The sequence below is a fragment of the Segatella copri genome (assembly GCF_019249765.2).
GTDB classification, from domain to species: Bacteria; Bacteroidota; Bacteroidia; order Bacteroidales; family Bacteroidaceae; genus Prevotella; species Prevotella copri_K.
Genome location: NZ_CP152484.1, coordinates 2,999,392 through 3,018,125, shown reverse-complemented (window position 1 = coordinate 3,018,125; position 18,734 = coordinate 2,999,392). Strand labels below are relative to the sequence as shown.

Sequence of the window (18,734 nt, the reverse complement as noted above, 5' to 3'; positions counted from 1 at the left end):
TTCGTATATCTTCTATTGACAGGATATACAATTGTCTTAACTCCTTTTACTCCTTAACTCCTTAACTTCCTGTTATCTATAAATTACTTTTTCAACACAACGTTGACGATCTTCTTTGGTACGATGATCACCTTCAACACGTTGAATCCTTCCAAGTACTTCTGGCTCTTCTCGTCTGCCAATACCTGCTTCTGGATTTCCTCGTTAGGAGTATCCACAGGGAAAGTCATCTGGAAACGAGCTTTACCGTTGAAGGAAATGGTGAGCTGCATGTCGTTCTCCTTCAGATACTGCTCATCATACTTTGGCCATGCTGCATCGCAAACGCTGCCCTGCTCGCCAAGTGCTGCCCACAACTCTTCTGCGATGTGTGGAGCGAATGGAGCGATGAGGATGACGAGATCCTTCAGAAGTTCCTTGTTGCGGCACTTCTGCTGACCGAGTTCGTTCACGGCAATCATGAAGGCTGAGATAGAAGTGTTGTAAGAGAACTTCTCGATATCCTCGCTTACCTTCTTGATGAGCTTGTGAACGCTCTTCAGGCTCTCTGGCTTCGCTGCCTCGCCGGCTGAAGGAAGGAAGTTGTCGGTACGGTTCTCGTAGAACAGACCCCAGAACTTCTTCAGGAAGCGGTGGCAACCGTCGATACCATTGGTATCCCAAGGCTTGCTTGCCTCTACAGGACCCAGGAACATTTCGTAGAGACGCAGGGTATCAGCACCATACTTCTCGACAATCATATCTGGATTCACCACGTTGAACATACTCTTAGACATCTTCTCGATGGCCCATCCGCAGATGTACTTGCCATCTTCCAGGATGAACTCAGCGTTCTGATACTCAGGGCGCCAAGCCTTGAATGCCTCGATATCCAATACATCGTTGCTTACGATGTTTACATCTACGTGGATAGGAGTTACGTCGTAATCCTTCTTCAGATTCAAGCTTACGAATACAGGAGCCTTGTCGTGATCATCGCTGTTGATGCGGTAAACGAAGTTAGAACGGCCCTGAATCATACCCTGGTTCACCAGCTTCTGGAATGGCTCTTCCTTGCAGCTTACGCCGAGGTCGAAGAGGAACTTGTTCCAGAAACGGGAGTAAATCAAGTGACCGGTAGCATGTTCGCAACCACCTACGTAGAGGTCAACATTCTGCCAGTACTCATCTGCCTTCTTGCCTACGAGTGCCTCATCGTTGTGAGGATCCATGTAGCGCAGGTAGTAAGCAGATGAACCTGCGAAACCTGGCATGGTGTTGAGTTCCAGTGGGAATACGGTCTTGTTATCTACGAGGCTCTTGTCAACCACCTCTTTCTTCTCTGTATCCCAAGCCCACTTCTTGGCTCTGCCCAATGGTGGCTCGCCAGTCTCTGTTGGCTTATAGGTCTCAATCTCTGGCAATTCGAGTGGCAGGCACTCCTCTGGAACCATCTGTGGCATTCCGTCCTTGTAATATACTGGGAATGGCTCACCCCAGTAGCGCTGACGTGAGAAGATGGCATCGCGGAGACGATAGTTTACCTTTACTCGGCCGATGCCCTTCTCGGTAACAAACTTCTTGGTAGCTGCGATAGCCTCCTTCACGGTGAGTCCATTCAGAGAGAAGCCATCCATGCTGCTCTTGCCTGCTACAGGTGAGTTGGTTACTATACCTTCCTTGGCATCGAAGCTCTCCTCTGAAACATCAGCACCCTCGATAAGAGGAATGATAGGCAGGTTGAAGTGCTTGGCGAAGGCGTAGTCACGGCTATCGTGAGCTGGTACAGCCATGATGGCACCTGTACCATATCCAGCCAATACATATTCTGAAATCCATACTGGGATTGCCTCGCCGGTGAATGGATTGATGGCATAACTTCCTGAGAATACACCGGTTACGCTGTGGTTAGCCATACGGTCAAGCTCGGTACGCTTCTTCACGTAGTCGAGATATTTCTCCACCTCTTCCTTCTGCTCGGCAGTAGTTACCTGCTGAACATATTCGCTCTCTGGAGCCAGAACCATGAAGGTTACGCCAAACATGGTATCGGCACGGGTGGTGAAGATGGTGAACTTCACGTCGCTGTCCTTTACAGAGAATACTACCTCTGTACCCTCAGAACGGCCAATCCAGTTTTTCTGGGTTTCTTTGATACTGTCGCTCCACTGGATGGTCTCCAAACCGTCGAGCAGACGCTGAGAGTAGGCTGATGTTCTCAGGCACCACTGCTGCATCTTCTTCTGGATGACAGGATAACCGCCACGCTCACTTACGCCGTTTACTACCTCGTCGTTGGCAAGCACAGTACCCAAGCCTGGGCACCAGTTAACCATTGTTTCACCGAGGTAAGCGATGCGGTAGTTCATCAGGATCTGCTGCTTCTTCACGTCGTCGTAGCTGTTCCACTCCTCGGCTGTGAAGTCAATCTGCTCGTTCTGAGCCACGTTCAAGTCAGCAGAACCCTTCTCCTCGAAACGCTTAATGAGCTTCTCGATAGGCTGAGCCTTCTGGCAGCTGTTGCAGAAGAATGAGTTGAACATCTTCTGGAAAGCCCACTGAGTCCAATGGTAATACTTAGGGTCGCAGGTACGAACCTCACGGTCCCAATCGAAGCAGAAGCCAATCTTGTCGAGCTGCTCGCGGTAGCGGTTGATGTTGGCTACGGTAGTAACCTCTGGGTGCTGACCGGTCTGGATAGCATACTGCTCTGCAGGCAATCCGTAAGCATCGTAACCCATAGGGTTCAGTACGTTAAATCCGTTCAAACGCTTGTAGCGTGCATAGATATCGCTAGCGATATAACCAAGTGGGTGACCTACGTGCAAACCAGCTCCTGATGGATAAGGGAACATGTTGAGCACATAGAATTTCTTCTTGTTTTCATCCTCTGTCACCTTGTAGGTCTTGTTCTCGACCCATTTCTGGTGCCATTTCTTCTCGATTTCTCTGAAGTTGTATTCCATTGTTTTATCTAATAATTATGTTTCTTTTCTTAAATATAATAAGGTGTAACCCTATTCAAGGTGCAAAATTACATTTATTTTGGCACATAACAAAATAAAATGCAAGTTTTTTATGAATTTAATGTCTTAGCATGCACACACTTCATGTTCTTTTCCAGTTGGGCGGTAGAGCTGGCTCCTACCAATACGCTGGTTACACCTTTCTGCTGCAATATCCAGGCAAGTGCCATTTCGGCGAGTGTTTCGTCTCTTTCTCCTGCTTCTGCGTTCCATTTCTTGAGCTGTTCCAGCAGTTCTGGAGTTAGAGCAGAGTGTTTCAGAAAATGCTCTTTTGCCATACGGCTGTCTGCCGGTATTCCGTTGAGATATCGGTCGGTGAGAAGTCCCTGTGCCAGAGGTGAGAACGAGATGAAACCGATGCCGTTTTCTGCGCAATAATCTAAGGTTCCATTCTCTTGTGGCGCATGGTCGAGCATGTTGAGTCTGTCCTGGAAAATGAGCAGCGGACAGTCGCGCTCCTTCAGATATTGGTCAGCAAACTTCAGGGCTTCCAGTGGCCAGCGGCTGATGCCGAGATAAAGAGCCTTGCCTTGCTTCACGATGTCTACCATGGCTTGAAGGGTTTCTTCGAGTGGTGTGGTCGGATCGTAGCGGTGGCTGTAGAAGAGGTCAACATACTCGAGATTCATTCTCTTGAGACTCTGATTCAGACTGGCCATCAGATACTTACGGGAGCCCCAGTTGCCGTAAGGACCTTCCCACATATCATAACCTGCTTTGGTTGAGATAAAGAGTTCATCGCGATAGGGCTTGAAATCATCTTTCATCAGTCTGCCCATCGTTTCCTCTGCACTACCGTATGGAGGTCCATAGTTGTTAGCCAGGTCGAAGTGGGTGATACCATGGTCGAAGGCATAGTGAGTGATGGCACGACTTCTTTCGTAAGAATCTACCTCTCCGAAGTTGTGCCAGAATCCCAAACTTATTTTAGGCAGCAAGATACCACTCTTGCCGCATCTCTTGTAGAGCGCTTCTGCATCGCTATAGCGATTGGCGTCAGCATGATAAATACCTTTAATGTCCATTATTCCTTATATTTTTATTACAGCGAAGAGCCAGAAACTCTTCACTCTTCACCTTTCCTTTGTAAATGCCTATAAACAAGGCATTTGGCGTGGTGAAGAGTTTTTGTTCACTCTTCACCCACTCTTCACCACTCTTCACCGGTATGTGGTTAGGGGCCTGCCGGCTCTTCCTTTTCTACATCGCAAAGGTAATAAAAATATTCAATATAATCGTTGTATTGAATAAAAATTATATTTTTTTCGATATAGATAAGTGGGGATGTAGTAAAGGTCGATTGGTTATGGAAAAACATTCATTGGCTTGCCAATTAAATAAACAATTCATCCATCGTAATCTGTTTCTGTACGATGTCGCTATGTTTGTTCTGCTTCAATCCGAAAGAAGTAATCAATGTGAGGAGAAGCGATTTGGAAGTCTTTGTCTCTTCTGTGAAGATACGCAGTTTCTCCAGCAACTTCTCCTCATATTCCTTGCTGATTTCGAATTCGCTCTTGTAGAATTTCATCTCACAGATATTGATGGTTTCATCTTTCCGGTCTATCAGCAAGTCTATTTGAGTTCCCTTTTCTGTATTGCTGCTTCGCCATGAGCAAACCAAGGTCTGTACTCCCGAAATTCCCAGGGCGTGCTTGATTTTGTCTATATGGTTTAGACAAAGCATCTCGAAAGACAAGCCAGCCCAAGTATGGTATAGCTGACTGTTCTGGGAGGATGACCAGAAACTGGAATCCTGATACTTGTTGTGCTTGATGAAACGGAAGTAGAAGAGCGTATAGAAATCTACTAACTGGAATAAGGTGTTTCGCTTTTGGCGAATGTCGGAAGTCATCTTATTGGCTGTACTGAATGGTTCATACAGACGGATGAATCCGCATTGTTCCAATTCTTCCAGTACAGTAGAGAAGGCTCCATTATCTTTTCCTCCCGATGCCTTGACCAGTTCCTGTCGGGTCATACCCATTCCTTTGGTAGCAAGGGCAGTAACCACGGCGATATGGTCGGCTGATTTCTTAAACAAAGCTCTGTATAAGTCGTTGAACTCATCTTTCAGTTCTGCATTGTCTGCGAAAAACAGCTGGTCGATGTTCTGTGCCAGACTTTTCGATTTATCCATCATTGACAGATAATAAGGTATTCCTCCCATAACCATATAGCATTCTGCTATCTGTTTTCGGCTGTAGCCGAAGTGGTAAGCCTTGAAGTATTCTTCGCATTCGTGCAGGGTGAATGGTTTTACAATCAGATGATGGGTCAGTCGGTTGTGCAAGCCACCACGGTTGCGAATCAGGTTGTTGATCATCCAGGAGGTGGCGGATCCGCAAACGATGAGTTTGATGTCGTTGCGCAGTACAGCCCAGCTGTTCCAGAAGTTTTCCAGTGCAGGTATGAATCCCGATTTGGCGGTATCCATCCATGGCAATTCATCGATGAATATAACTTTCTTGCCTTCTGGAAGTGTTTCTATGTATTGTGATAGGGCATAGAATGCCAGCAGCCAGCTCTTGAATGTCTGCAGAGTGGTGGAGTGGGTATATTTTTGTAGGGCAATGCTGAAGTTGACAAGCTGTTCGCCTTTGGCAACTCCGTTCATTCCTGTCATAAAGAAGGCAAAATGGTCTTCTACGGCTTTTCTGATGAGAAAAGTCTTGCCTACACGTCGTCTTCCATAGACGGCGATAAACTCTGATCTATCGGAGTTTATATATTCATTGAGCAGTTTGAGTTCTGCTTCTCTTCCTATCAGTCTCTGTTCCATATCTTTCGTTATTTTCTGCGCAAAGATATAAAAAAATCCCCATTAGCGCAAATTATTCGTGGATAATCTGCGCTAATGGTATGAAAAAAGCACATTAGCGCAGATTATCCCGTTAAGCGTTCGGCATTTCAAATCCGCCGGGACGCCTGGCGGGAGACTTTCTATTGACACCTGTCGGGAGACTTTCTTTTAAACAAATCGTTCATCGTAATCTGTTTCTGTACGATGTCGCTATGTTTGTTCTGCTTCAATCAGAAAGAAGTAATTCTCCAGTTTGTCCGCTTTGATTTTGTTAGATGTATGATACAAATACATTTTTAAGGACGACTTTTTGTGACTTTCTACACTTTTAAGGACGACTTTTTGTAGTTTTATACATTTTTAAGGACGACTTTTTGTGCTCTTTGAAATAAAAAATGTATCTTTGCATTCAGAAATATCAAATAATCAGATAGTTATGAAGAGAAATGCCATCAAATACCTATATCAATGGAAAGCAAGCAACGACCGAAAGCCGTTGATTATGCTTGGAGCCCGCCAGGTTGGCAAAACCTGGCTGATGCAGGAATTTGCCAAAGAGGCCTATACCCGTAGTGCGTATGTAAACTTCGAAGACAATGAAATGCTCCGGGAAGTTTTTGCACATGACTTTGATATTCCCCGTATTATCAATAGCATACAATGGAGTACAGGAGTTTCTATTGATGAAAATACGCTTATTATCCTTGATGAGATACAAGAAGCACCCAGGGGTATCACCGCATTAAAGTATTTTGCAGAAAAAGCACCTCAATATCATGTCGTAGCTGCAGGTTCATTGCTCGGAATTGCGATGCATCAGAATGACTCTTTTCCTGTAGGTAAGGTAGATTTCATGCATTTATATCCCCTCACATTCTTTGAATTTCTAGATGCAATCGGTGAAAGCCGTATGGTAGAACTGCTGATGTCAAAGGATTGGAATATGATAACCATGTTCCGGAATAAATTTGAGGAATGCCTGCGACAGTATTATCTGGTCGGGGGAATGCCGGCTGTAGTACAGTCTTTTGCCAGCGAGGGAAATCTGTCTGAAGTCAGAAGCATTCAAAAAGGAATCCTTGAAGCGTATGAGCGTGATTTTTCCAAACATGCTCCGGCCATAGAAGTTCCACGTATCCGAATGGTATGGAAATCCATCCCATCCCAGCTTGCCAAGGAAAACAAGAAATTTATCTATGGTGCCGTAAAGGAAGGAGCCAGAGCAAAGGATTTTGAGCTCGCTATCGAATGGCTGAAAGATGCAGGGTTGATCTATAAGATAAACCGTTGTAAGAAAGCCCTGTTGCCATTGGCTGCATATGAGGATTTTTCTGCTTTCAAGTTATTCCTGTCTGATGTGGGACTGATGGGAGCCATGAGCAATATTCCTGCCCAAAGCTTGCTGGAAGGAAATGTGCTGTTTTCAGATTTTAAGGGGGCGCTGACAGAGCAGTATGTCCTGCAGCAGCTTAAGGAGAAATCTTCCTTGTCTATCTATTATTGGTCGGCAGAAAATTCACGTGGTGAAATAGATTTTCTAGTGCAGGATGAAGAAAGAATCATTCCGATAGAAGTAAAGGCTGAGGAGAATTTGCAGGCTAAGAGTTTGAGGGTGTTTGTAGAGCGCAATCAGGGATTGAAAGGTATGCGCCTATCCATGTCACCTTATAGAGAGCAGGATTGGCTTGCCAATTATCCATTATATTCCGTATCTGCAATATTCGGATAAAAATAAAGTTCACAAGGTTGTGGTCCACAAACTTGTGAACTTTTAATATTATTTTGTAAATCAGGTATTTAAAAGCTGTTTTTTATGCATAAAACAAGCCTGAATCAGAGGCTTTTCTTATCAAACACACCATTCATCGTGATGCAGAGATGCTGGAACTTGCTGAGGAGCTTGTCTGACCATTTCGTCATGTTGTAAAGGTCCTTGATTTCCTTAAACTTCTTTTCATCCCATTGCGGATAATCTATCTCTGAGAAATAACGGCGGTAGTCGCGGAGATTGTCGCCCGAGAAATGGAGATAATCGTCGATGCCGCCAAACCATTCGGGAGTCATCATCTGGGTGGCAAAGGCTTCGAAGTTCTGGTTGTCCTGAAGCATGCAGTTGTGATTCAATACACACCATACGCAGAACCAATGGTTCTTGCGGGTAACAAATTTCAACATATTGGCTATCTGAGCCTTCAGATTCTGCATGTCGATGTATTTGCCGTCTTTTACTTTGTAGAAAACCTCGTTGGGAAGGGTTTCCGGAATGCCTTCGGGATGTTCCAAATCGTAGATTTCCTGCTCGATGATGTGCCATTTTACGGTGGCTGATACCAGCTTGAGATATTCTTGTGCTGTAAAATTTACGTGGGCAAGCTGGGCGCCCAGCAGTTGGGTGTCTCTTATATATTTCATAAAGTCGAGGCGCAGATTTTCCGGTACCTCGTCTTTTAGCGTTTTTCTTACTTCCAGCAATTGGCTGACGGAGAGCTGCTTTCCGTTGTTATCATATTCCAGGGTTGTAAAGTATCGGTCTATGTCGCTGATGCCCTTTGGTTCTTCCTGATATTCCTGTAGCGACATTTCGAAGAGGCGGGTGGTCTGCTCTTCGCTCATGGCGAGGTTGGTGAAATGGCTCAGCTGGCGGAAGTGGAGCATCAGATAACATGCCATGCTGTATAGCTGGAAGAGATTCCAGAGGCGCTCTACGGGTTTTACGCCGGGGATATGAGTGGGTTTTACCTGGCGTAACAGTTCTTTCTGGAGTTTGGTTACTTCGTTTACATCGATAGTACTTCCTTTGCCCAGTTCATCGGTTTCGAAAAATTCGTTGAGTTTCGGCAAGATGCGGGTCATATCCAGCGGTGCCACTTTCATCCGTTTTCCTTCTATCTGTTTTCCCTTTTTCATGTCTTCCATGATATGCGCCATCAGGGGTGTAAACTTCTGCATTACGATGATGCTGATGCTTACTTCGTGGGTTTCGTTCTGCTCCTTTCGCTGCTTGGCTATGTCGTTGTGCTGCAGCACCATATCTTTCTCTGCCATATAGCAGAGCCGGGTGGCTTTGGTGCAGAGCGAACGGATATCGAAGGTAAGTTCCTGCGGACTGTAATCTTCCCATGCATCTACCAGAATGCTGAGCATTCGGCAGAAGTTGTCGAGCTGTCGGTCGAAGACTTCGTAGCTGAATTCTATTTCATCTTTATCTTCATTCATTGTCAGTCTGTTTTAAGAAAATAAGTTTTGCCGCAACACTATAATTTAATATTTTTATAAGCACCTGAGCAACAATAAGTTGCTCTGGATTTTGGCATGTCAGAAATTTCACTTATCTTAGTGTTGCTTTTTAAAACAAATAAAACTCTGAATGACATGGCAAAAATACAAATAAAATCTGAGAAACTCACTCCTTTTGGAGGAATTTTTTCTATTATGGAGCAATTTGATGCTCTTTTAGCTCAAACCATAGATTCCACCTTGGGATTGAGATGCACTATGTTTGGTTATCAATATAGCGAGATTCTACGTTCTCTGATGTGCGTATATCTTTGTGGTGGCTCATGTTCGGAGGAAATTCGATTTCTCTCTGGAGTTTCTATTTTGCAGTTGTCATTTAAAGAGTCTATATTCACAGGCTTTGCTCTACAACTCCTTTACCATAAAAATGGTGGTGGCGGTATGTCCCGAGTCACCAAGGCGCTGAGGAATATGCCTGAAGCCATGACGCTCATACATGGCTACTGCATCTGAGAATTGTGGGAATGACTCAATATACAGATGACTATAACCAGCCCTTCGGGCTCCTTCAATGGCCTGCGAGAACAAAACAGATCCATTGCCTTGACCACGAACTAAAGGAGACAGGTAGAACTTTACCAGTTCTGCATATCCATCCGGCAATCCCTCCGTGGGATAATAGCCGCAGCCTCCCTGAACGCCCCCATCATCAGCTACAACCAAATAGCCGGCATTCTTCCCAGCCATTGCATCAAAGATATGCTCCGTCCTTGGGTCATCATACACGGTGTTGACCAGCGGAGCGCCATATTCCTCAAAAACAGAACGGATGACATGAGCCAACTGTTGCTGGTCCTTCTCTTCAATATGTCTAATCTCAATCATATCAATTTTCTAAATCCTTATTTCCGCAACACTATAATTTAATATTTTTTATAAGCACCTGAGCAACAAAAAGTTGCTCAGGATTTTGCCATGTCAGAAATTTCACTTATCTTAGTGTTGCAAAATAAAAACAAACAAAATTCTGAATGACATGGCAAAACTACAAATAAAATCTGAGAAACTCACTCCTTTTGGGGGATTTTTTTCGATTATGGAGCAATTTGATGCTCTTTTAGCTCAAACCATAGATTCCACCTTGGGATTGAGATGCACTATGTTTGGTTATCAATATAGCGAGATTCTACGCTCTCTGTTCCAGCAAAATGGATTAAGACATCACGTAGGCATGTATTGAACATTTACTCAGACAACTATGCTTATGCCAACCTGTTCAAGACAGACTTTGGTTAAAGACCATGCTTTTCTGGTTAAACCAGCGTATTACCTCAAGTCGCTTTATGGGGTAAGGGGATTTTGTGTCTGCGACATTTCTGTTATGCAAGAAATATGTACAATAAAATGAATTTTGTCGTTTTACAAGCAAAATCCCACGAAACCCAATAGGTTGCGGATTTGAGGATCTATATATTGTATCACGATTGTTTTCCTAATCTGTCATGCTTGAATACTTATTTTTTCGCTATGCCATATTTTCTGAAAAATAATCTTAAATTTGATGCTGAAAAACTGTATATTTCATCTTTTCTTTGTATTTTTGCAAAAGAATTACGAATTTTAGCACGAAAGATATGGTATTACAATTTAAAGTAAAGAATTTCCTTTCTATAAGAGAAGAGCAGACGCTGGATTTTACGGCTTCTGCTGACAAAACGTATGAAGACTACGCTGTTGTTAAAATAAAAGGTGTTCGCATTTCCAAATTGGGTGTTGTTTACGGACCAAACGCATCTGGCAAGAGCAACATCCTCAAAGCTTTGGCTTGGTTCATTTTTTATTTGGTTGCAAGTCGTTCCAAGAAACCTGGTACAGGCACAGGACTGACACCATTCATGATGGATGAGGATAGCCGAAACCAAAACTCATCATTTGAATTGATTTTCTATATTGGTGATGTCAGATATGAATATTCCGTTGTCTTGAACAACCAAAAGATTTATAAGGAAGAACTGTACTTCTATCCCAATAACCGCCGTGCGCTCTTTTATGAGCGTACCTGGAATGAGGACAAGAGCAACTCTTCAATTTCTTTCGGACCATTGCTGAAGTTGTCTGCAACACAGAAACTGTTCATAGAGTCAAATTGCATTTCCAATGCTACGGTACTCACAACCTATAAGAATGCAAACGTTGAAAAGAATGTTGAACTTGACAAAGTCTTCAATTATTTTGAAAGCGAGTTCATGCCTTTACTCAGCAAGAATGATAATCTTGGACAGTTGGCTAACGATGTGGTAAGATTGGATGCTGACAGCAAGAAGTTTATCTGCGAGATGCTTGAAAAGGCTGATTTCAACATTTCCGACATATACATCAAGGAAGAAAAAGGTGAGGTTTCTGAGGAAGCTATGGAGAAGTTCAGAAAGATAGCAAAAATCTTACATATCTCGGAACCACAGGACAAAATCATATCTACAGAAGAATTGTTCTTCACCCACAAGACTCCTTTCTACACGGGAAGTCTTTCTAACATGGTGGAATCGGAAGGTACCAACCGTATGTACGGTTTGTCGGCATTGTTATTTACACTTATCAAAAACAATCAGACATTGCTGTGTGACGAGTTGGAGAACTCGCTGCATTACGACCTGTTCACCCATATTATCAAGACCTTCCTTGTAAATTCAGACCGGGCACAATTGATATTCTCTACTCATAGTCTTATGCTTCTTGACGAGGATTTTATCCGCAGGGATATGGTGTATTTTGCCAGCAAAAACGAATCGGGAGCGACAGAGATTTATCGTGCCAAAGATTTCGGTCTCCATAAGGAAGTGTCAATCCTCAATGCTTACAGAGCAGGAAAGTTGGGAGCGAAGCCTCAGTTGGGCAGTATATTTATTGACGAATAAGAAAGGAGGTTAACATGGAACAGAGACCGCTTGAATATACCGTCAAAATCTATTGTGAGGGTTTTACTGAATGGTACTACTTTGAATGGTTGCGCACCAACAACCGTTTCAAGTTCTCTATGGAGCCGGACATTCCCAAGAACAGCCGTAGTTCATATAAGCAGAACTTGAAACTCATAGACAAGGAACTTCGCAAGAACCCACAAGAACGTGCCGATGCGATATTTCTCGTCATCGACACCGATACCTTGGTCAAGAACAAAGCGCAATACGCCATTTATCAAGAAGCAAAGGAGAAATACAAAAAGCAAGGAGTTATTTTCATCGAGAGTCACCCTTGCATCGAAATTTGGTTTCTTTATCACCTCATGGATAAGTTTGCCCGAACCAACTTCGAGACATATGAGGCTTTGCGTCCTGCCGTTGAAAATGTCCTGCCAAAATACGAGAAGACGGCTCGCTATTATCAGAAAAATAGCCTATTCCGTGAGAGCATATTGAAAAGCCAAACAAACAGGGAAAAGGCAATAGACTTCTCTATCAAGGCATGTAAATACGAGCCTATTGAGAATGAGATTGCCAATTACACAGAAGTGTTCAAGGCTATCCATTTCTTCCGCTTGCTACAGAAGTTTGCAGAAATAAGGTTGCTATTGGCTGAAAAACTACGTACCAATGTTGCCATTCAACCAACTGTCGCGAACCATAAAGCATTGTCTGTCATGCAAAATGAGTATATCATTTGTACCTTGAAATATTCAGGTACAAAACTAAGATGTTTCTTCGCTGATGGACAATCGTTTGATATTGACGATACTAAGCCCTTAAATATAACGGACACTTTAATCGGATATCTTGCAGAACTTTTTAAACGAAATATTTAGGTCTTCGATGTTTAAGCCCTTTCCCGGCTTTCTCTTCCAGGAACACCTTTGGTGATCCTGGAAGAGAAAGCCGGGAAACTGCACTGATGTGAAGCAAGCGTCACATTAGAGCAGCTTAGGGAGAGTGGTTAAGCCTTTATGCGGGGCACCGCCTTCACAACCAACATTATAGGCAAGTGTTACCTATAGCAGGGAATCAAGCTGAAGCCAAGAAACATGACGCAGAGTTTTCTGAGGTCTGAGCGAAAAAAGAGTAATTTAAGCCAGTATTTCCTGTTTCAGGAGAGTGTAAATTAAACTGTGTCAAGCTACAATAAAAGTAGTTTAACACAGTTTTTATATTATGGACAACTTAGAAATTGATTACAAGAAAGCAGCTCAGCAGTTGCGTAGTGGTGAAGCCTTATTTGGCAAGGACGGAGCATTAGCTCCATTGTTAGAGCGTATTCTCAACTCAGCTCTCGAAGGTGAGATGGATGCTCATTTAAGTGAAGAGGAACGCTCTTCCGGCAACCGTCGTAATGGTAAGATGAGTAAGAAGGTTCAAACAAAATATGGTGAGGTCACTATAGAGACTCCTCGTGACCGAGACGGAACTTTCCAACCTGAGACCGTAAAGAAGCGTGAGACTATTCTTGCCAATGGCATGGCAGACCAGATTATTGAGATGTACGCCATGGGCACCAGCACACGTGACATCAGCAGCTACTTTGAGCGTGAGTTCAACACAACTCTATCAGCCGATACTATCAGCTCTATAACAGACCGTGTATTACCCGAAATCACCGCCTGGAAGTCTCGCATGCTCGATCCTGTATATGCCATTTGCTGGCTTGATGCTATCCATTATAAGGTAAAGGATGAGAATGGCAGAGCTGTCACACGAGCCATTTACAACATTCTTGGTATCAACAAGGAAGGCCAAAAAGAACTGTTAGGTATGTATGTGTCTAAGAGTGAAGGAGCTAACTTCTGGCTAGAAGTTCTTACGGATCTTCAGAACCGTGGTGTTCGAGACATCTTGATTTGTTGTATTGATGGTCTCAAAGGCTTCCCAGATGCCATCCAAAGCGTATTTCCTGAGAGTTCTGTGCAGCTCTGTATTGTCCATCAGATACGCAATTCTATCAAGTATGTTGGCAGTAAGCATCAAAAGGAGTTTATCAAGGATTTAAGAACAGTATATGGTGCAGTAAACAAAGACTCCGCTGCTGCTAATTTAGACCTGTTAGAGTCTAAGTGGGGAGAGATGTACCCAATTGTCATCAAGTCATGGCGTGACAATTGGGAACGTCTGACAGAGTATTTCCAATATACTCCAGCCATCCGTAAACTCATTTATACGACCAATACGGTTGAGGGGTATCACAGACAGGTAAGAAAGGTCACAAAGACTAAAGGGGTCTTTCCTACGGATAATTCTTTGGAGAAGCTTGTATACTTAGCTTACCGCAACATCCGTAAGAAATGGACTATGCCACTGGCAAATTGGGGACAACTTTCTCAACAATTGGCAATAAAATTTGGAGATAGATTTAAAATTATGTAACTTTGCAGCCGAAAAGACTTCCCTGCTGGGGGCATGCCCCCAGCAGGGAGTGGGAATGAAAGTTAAGAACAAGCCTTGACACAGTTTAATTTACACCCCCTGTTTCAGTGCTTTTATTCGTTTTTCTATAATACAGTCCCATAATTTTGAACCGCCCAACTCTGAGGCAGGGATATATTCACCATACTTTTCGAGAAATTCCTCATTGTAGGTAATAGAATCGTCACCATATCGATCTATTATGTATGCCCAATTCCATCTGTCAGCATACTTGTTTAAAAGTTCGTGGGTCATGTCGATACAAGACTTGTCTGATAGCACTTTCCAATCCCAATAATCCTTAAATGTCTCTATGTTGTCTTCTGTAAACAATAGTGTACTACTGTTTGATGTCAATTCGTGCCAGTCAAGTCTGTGCTTGAATTTTTCAAGTAGGCTTTTGGTCCACACTACATCGTAGTTTCTTGAAATTTCTTTCCAGTCCACATAGTTCATATACTTCTCAAGCAACTGTTCTGTCCATGGAAAGTCTTTGGAGAGTACTTTCCATGCAGCATCGTCCATCATACGAGAAACCAACTCTTTGTTTAACTTATCATTTGCCATATCTTTGAAAATTTAATTACGCTATTGGGTGCAAAGGTATGGCTATGGTGCCCCATTATTTATGACAGGTTAGAACTAAATTAAAATTCCTTGAAAGTTTTATTGTTGATTCAATATGTTGATGACTCTCATTGCACCGTGCCTGTCTTGCCATATTTTTCCTTCAAACTGTAATTGTCTTTGATGGTATTCTGTATTCAGAACACCATCAAAGTCAAGAAAAATTATTTTAGAAAGTTTCTTTGCCATAAACGCTCTTTGGAATTTTATGTTTCTTCATTTCAGTGTTATTGTCCACCATATTATATAAGCACATGGCTGCATAGTAGGCATTTGGATGTTGTGGAAGCATCATGAATGGCAAACGATTGTCCCATGCTTTTACTGGTGTTCCAAGAATCATGCTCCAAGGGCGTTCATACAAATAGAACTCTTCTTCGGAAGTCTCACATTCTACTATTTGACCCGTTCTTTTGGTTTTAAACTTATGTGCAATAACGACCCATGTTCCTGACGCCCACATAAAACCATTTTTGTATGGGCACGGAGTGACGTGACGATATGCTTTAAGTAAGACATAGACGCTGTGCAATACCGTGAAGTTATTATTTTCCTTTGAATCTTCGTTTTCCTGTTGCAAGCATGCCAAGACATCTTCCCAAGTGCTGTTCTTTATATAAAACAGCAACGTAGGCAAAAGCGGCTCTGTCAATTGGTTAACAAAGCCCTCACTCAATAATCGACCTGCATTCAAACGAACGATTTCATGAAATCTCCTTTTTGCTTTAGTTCCCAGCCTTGTTTTTCTTATGCACATTAAACTGAATGGAGGATGCTTCACTGCTTCTATCTTTTGCAACGGATTGTTAGAACAATCAACGATTGTAAGCAACGGATTCTTTCTGAGGTTGATTCTTTGCAGCCTATTTCCATGTACATCAAGCACAGAGAGATATTCAGTCTTGCTTAAAGACATTTGTTTCAACATTTGATTTGGACACAATAGATGCGTCAATCCCTTACAGCCGGAAACATCTATTGAGCATATTGCCTTGTGAGAAACAATATGGAATCCAGTCAATACGTTCTCCTCGTCTGTTTTTATTGTAATACAGTAATAGCCTGGCGATTGATATGAATGTCTTACCTGTCCCCAGTCATCCACTTTCCATTTTACTGATTCAGTTTCACCATCACCCCATTCAATTGTGACTATTGCATTCATCATGACCTTCAACTGAAGAACCATGTCGTTACATTTTTGGCAAGTCGCAAGTGTCAGACAGTCAACTATAGGGTTGAGCTTCTTCTTCATCTGTCTAAAAGCAATCTCCAATCGAAGTGGAAACAAGTCTTTCGGCTTATCTCTCCTGTAGAAGCTGTACTTGCCATACTCGCGGCTATCAATATTTTTCCTATAGTACCACATCGCTTCTATATAGTTATGCCTTTTCTCTGCCATTCTTCCCAACTGGTATTGGGCTCTGTTTCCCCAGTTGTAGCCATTTTCAAGCTCTTTGTAGTATTGAGCCCCTTTGTCGAGATTTTGCTCTACACCTTCTCCATAGGTATATAGATGAGCGAGTTTGTAGGTGATTTCTTGCTTAATCGTCCAATCATACCATTCGGTTGTCTGCATTTTCTCATGCAATGCTTTAAATAAAAGAAATGCCTTGGAAAATTGGCATTTATCGAAGTAGTAAAGTGACACACGTTCCATGGAAGGAATGTCGCCTTTTGTCGCAAGATAATCCAATACTTCCAAAGCCAAACTGTTACCTTCCTGAAGATGGTAGAACAGAGGAAAATGGAAATTGCGCCAATAGAAAGCGTCATTGCGAACAAATGGAGAAAGCGGATTGTAGGGTTCGGTTTGTGCAGGATGATTCATCAAGTGTTCAAACCAAGGATGGCGCATCATGTCGGCAAACGTAGGATGCTTGCCAAAAGCATCTTCACAAATGGTCTTCGAACATTCCGTGCATCCCTTTCCTATCACAAAGTCCAGCAGAATCTCCTCCACCAGATAACTATCAGGCTCTCCTGTCAATTCGAGAAGATAGGACAACAGCTGTCTCACTTCGCTTGAATCCTTTGAAAAGTTCAACTGACTGACGGTGTTGTAGAACAGTTCATCTTGGAGGAGAATTTCATCGCTAAGGCTTTTGTCTCCGTAAGCATTAACAACAAGAATCTGACGAAGTATCATATTGAATGTAGGAATACGCAAAGTAGATTTATCCAACTCTTTGTTTGATTTATCATTAGTCATATCTTTGAAACTTTAATTGTTTAACTGAGTGCAAAGATATGGCGATGGTGTCCCACAAATTATGACACGTCGAGACTAAGATTAAATTATTTTGCTTTTTATTGCCGATTCAGAATACCAATGGCTCTCATTGCCAATTCTTCTATAAGACCATCGTAGGGATTGGTTAAAATGAAATGAGGAAGTTGAGATTCCAATATAACATACTCATCATCAATAATGACATACGGAACCTCTTGCATATTATTCTCATGAAGCCACGAAGCTATTTCCGCCCCTTTACAATGAAGCATAGAAGAATCTAACACATCCAAGTCTGTCGAGAGCAAAATGTTATCACTGATAGCAGACGGAGTTATACCTATTACTTTTCCTGGCAATTGTCTGTCTTTCCACATGTCTTGCATTGCCTCCAAACCGAGATATTTCCATGAGGATTCTATTACGATGTCCGCATGGGTCATATCTACTATGGTTTGCAGTTGTTTCACGGCTTCTGGGTCAAAACAAGTTCCATATTTGTCTTGCCACGCTTTCCTTTCATACAGTAATTGTCTTTGATGGTGTTCTGTATTCAAAACACCATCAAAATCGAGAAATATAATCTTAGAATGATTCATCTATTTATTGTTGAAAATATCATCGAGATGCTCCTTCATATCATCAAAGATGGCATGATAGTATTGCCATTTTTCTGCGTCTTTTATGCCTCTATCTCCATCCTTGGTTGCTGTAGGATGGTAAGTCTTGTAAGCAAGGCTGACGCCTTCAATGTCAAGTTTTGCCACTGCGTCAATATCATTTCCTACCAAAGGCATTGGCGAACCCTTTACGTTGAAGTTATCTTGGATGTAGCTGTAATAGGTGTTTTGGCCAGGACCAGTCAAGAAAATGAGAACATCAGGCTTCAATATCTCTATCTCCTGAGGGATGACATGGAAGTATTCTTTCTCCAAATCATGAATGCCAGAATCAACACCCTTGCGTCCTCCTACAGACAACTTTGAAATGTTGTTCCAAAGGTATGCTACTTTCTTGTCGGAATACTGTTCGCCAAGAACGAAGTCTTTGATACCCGACATGATACCATTGAATCCCATGCTGAAGAACTTATTCTTAGCCAAGTGATTGTCAGAATCAGTAAGGAAATATTGCCCTTTATAATTGTCAGAATAGAAACGTTGGTATAGTTCTACGAAATCATCAGACTGTACTTGGGAGCCATCATCCAATATTGGCATAGGCCAATTGAGAGGTTCCTGCCCGAACACCATGACTTTCAAGTCGGCATCAGTCCACCAACTTTCGTCAACATAACCTCCTTGGTTGTTATGTTCCAATGCTACACCCAGCATAAAAGGTGATTGCACCTTGATGCCTTTAGCATCCAACTTTTGTTTCAATTCCTTCCACTTTGGCTCATATAAGTTAGCCAGTTGTTTTGTTAAATTGTTCATAATTAA

Annotated in this window: 14 protein-coding genes and 2 pseudogenes; 6 read left to right on the top strand and 10 right to left on the bottom strand. The window is 42.6% G+C overall.

The window, feature by feature from the left end; translation table 11 throughout:
• Positions 1 to 83: 83 nt before the first annotated feature.
• The 3 genes from leuS to KUA46_RS12835 form a co-directional block, all read right to left on the bottom strand.
• Entirely contained in the window at positions 84 to 2,945 is a 2,862-nt protein-coding gene (gene leuS, locus KUA46_RS12845) for a leucine--tRNA ligase (protein ID WP_218487464.1), read from the bottom strand.
• A 110-nt stretch (positions 2,946 to 3,055) separates the two neighbouring features.
• On the bottom strand, positions 3,056 to 4,030 hold the full coding sequence (locus tag KUA46_RS12840) for an aldo/keto reductase (protein ID WP_218487463.1): 975 nt from the start codon (positions 4,028 to 4,030) through the stop codon (positions 3,056 to 3,058).
• Positions 4,031 to 4,338: 308 nt separating this feature from the next.
• A complete protein-coding gene (locus KUA46_RS12835) occupies positions 4,339 to 5,787 on the bottom strand; it encodes an AAA family ATPase (RefSeq protein ID WP_153092826.1) in 1,449 nt (482 codons plus the stop codon).
• A gap of 457 nt (positions 5,788 to 6,244) precedes the next feature.
• On the opposite strand from KUA46_RS12835, the gene KUA46_RS12830 reads away from it, so the two are divergent.
• The gene (locus KUA46_RS12830) at positions 6,245 to 7,537 is read left to right on the top strand and encodes an ATP-binding protein (RefSeq protein ID WP_153136920.1); all 1,293 of its coding nucleotides are present in this window, start codon (positions 6,245 to 6,247) and stop codon (positions 7,535 to 7,537) included.
• A 104-nt stretch (positions 7,538 to 7,641) separates the two neighbouring features.
• Here the strand turns inward: KUA46_RS12830 and KUA46_RS12825 are convergent, their stop codons facing one another.
• Positions 7,642 to 9,024: a hypothetical protein gene (locus KUA46_RS12825; RefSeq protein WP_218487462.1), complete on the bottom strand. Its 1,383-nt coding sequence runs from the start codon at positions 9,022 to 9,024 to the stop codon at positions 7,642 to 7,644.
• 156 nt (positions 9,025 to 9,180) lie between these two features.
• Here KUA46_RS12825 and KUA46_RS12820 point away from each other — a divergent pair.
• Positions 9,181 to 9,384 (top strand): annotated as a pseudogene (locus tag KUA46_RS12820) (IS1380 family transposase); the annotation flags it as partial.
• 66 nt (positions 9,385 to 9,450) lie between these two features.
• Here KUA46_RS12820 and KUA46_RS12815 read toward each other — a convergent pair.
• On the bottom strand, positions 9,451 to 9,930 hold the full coding sequence (locus KUA46_RS12815; RefSeq protein ID WP_217745322.1) for a GNAT family N-acetyltransferase: 480 nt from the start codon (positions 9,928 to 9,930) through the stop codon (positions 9,451 to 9,453).
• Between the two features lie 151 nt (positions 9,931 to 10,081).
• Here KUA46_RS12815 and KUA46_RS12810 point away from each other — a divergent pair.
• The 4 genes and pseudogenes from KUA46_RS12810 to KUA46_RS12795 all read left to right on the top strand — a co-directional run.
• Positions 10,082 to 10,243: pseudogene (locus KUA46_RS12810) on the top strand (IS1380 family transposase); the annotation flags it as partial.
• A 436-nt stretch (positions 10,244 to 10,679) separates the two neighbouring features.
• On the top strand, positions 10,680 to 11,960 hold the full coding sequence (locus KUA46_RS12805) for an AAA family ATPase (protein WP_119237378.1): 1,281 nt from the start codon (positions 10,680 to 10,682) through the stop codon (positions 11,958 to 11,960).
• A 14-nt stretch (positions 11,961 to 11,974) separates the two neighbouring features.
• Positions 11,975 to 12,844 (top strand): RloB family protein, encoded by an 870-nt coding sequence (locus KUA46_RS12800; RefSeq protein ID WP_119237379.1) that lies wholly within the window; start codon positions 11,975 to 11,977, stop codon positions 12,842 to 12,844.
• A gap of 343 nt (positions 12,845 to 13,187) precedes the next feature.
• Positions 13,188 to 14,393 (top strand): IS256 family transposase, encoded by a 1,206-nt coding sequence (locus KUA46_RS12795; protein WP_118142106.1) that lies wholly within the window; start codon positions 13,188 to 13,190, stop codon positions 14,391 to 14,393.
• Positions 14,394 to 14,483: 90 nt separating this feature from the next.
• Here the strand turns inward: KUA46_RS12795 and KUA46_RS12790 are convergent, their stop codons facing one another.
• From KUA46_RS12790 to KUA46_RS12770, 5 genes are all read right to left on the bottom strand, one after another.
• Positions 14,484 to 14,999, bottom strand: a complete 516-nt coding sequence (locus KUA46_RS12790) for a hypothetical protein (protein ID WP_218487869.1) — start codon at positions 14,997 to 14,999, stop codon at positions 14,484 to 14,486.
• A 99-nt stretch (positions 15,000 to 15,098) separates the two neighbouring features.
• A complete protein-coding gene (locus KUA46_RS12785; RefSeq protein WP_218487870.1) occupies positions 15,099 to 15,248 on the bottom strand; it encodes a hypothetical protein in 150 nt (49 codons plus the stop codon).
• Positions 15,229 to 17,271, bottom strand: a complete 2,043-nt coding sequence (locus KUA46_RS12780) for a hypothetical protein (protein ID WP_218487871.1) — start codon at positions 17,269 to 17,271, stop codon at positions 15,229 to 15,231. The genes KUA46_RS12785 and KUA46_RS12780 overlap by 20 nt, the downstream gene beginning before the upstream one ends.
• 98 nt (positions 17,272 to 17,369) lie before the next feature.
• Positions 17,370 to 17,891, bottom strand: a complete 522-nt coding sequence (locus KUA46_RS12775) for an HAD domain-containing protein (RefSeq protein WP_119229034.1) — start codon at positions 17,889 to 17,891, stop codon at positions 17,370 to 17,372.
• On the bottom strand, positions 17,892 to 18,728 hold the full coding sequence (locus KUA46_RS12770; RefSeq protein WP_218487872.1) for a hypothetical protein: 837 nt from the start codon (positions 18,726 to 18,728) through the stop codon (positions 17,892 to 17,894).
• Between the last annotated feature and the right edge of the window lie 6 nt (positions 18,729 to 18,734).